This is a genomic window from Citrobacter sp. wls717 (assembly GCF_005280955.1).
Classification (GTDB): domain Bacteria; phylum Pseudomonadota; class Gammaproteobacteria; order Enterobacterales; family Enterobacteriaceae; genus Citrobacter; species Citrobacter werkmanii.
Genome location: NZ_SZWW01000022.1, coordinates 1 through 429, shown reverse-complemented (window position 1 = coordinate 429; position 429 = coordinate 1). Strand labels below are relative to the sequence as shown.

Here is a 429-nt window from a genome sequence, read left to right as displayed (position 1 = left end):
ACCTGTTTTAAAGCGTATGACATCCGCGGCCGACTGGGCGAAGAGTTAAATGAAGAGATTGCGTGGCGTATTGGCCGCGCTTACGGCGAGTTTCTGCAGCCGAAAACCATCGTCCTCGGCGGCGATGTTCGCCTGACCAGCGAGGCGCTGAAGCTGGCACTGGCGAAAGGCCTGCAGGATGCAGGGGTGGATGTGCTGGATATTGGCATGTCGGGCACCGAAGAGATTTATTTCGCCACTTTCCATCTTGGCGTTGATGGCGGCATTGAAGTGACCGCCAGCCATAATCCGCTGGATTACAACGGCATGAAGCTGGTGCGCGAAGGGGCACGGCCCATCAGCGGCGATACCGGTCTGCGCGACGTGCAGCGGCTGGCGGAAGCGAATGACTTCCCGGCGGTTGATGAGAGCAGACGTGGCCGCTACCAG

The 429-nt window shown here is 59.4% G+C and carries 1 pseudogene; it reads left to right on the top strand.

The features are described from left to right. Window positions 1-429 (top strand): annotated as a pseudogene (gene cpsG, locus FDX09_RS14230) (colanic acid biosynthesis phosphomannomutase CpsG); the annotation flags it as partial.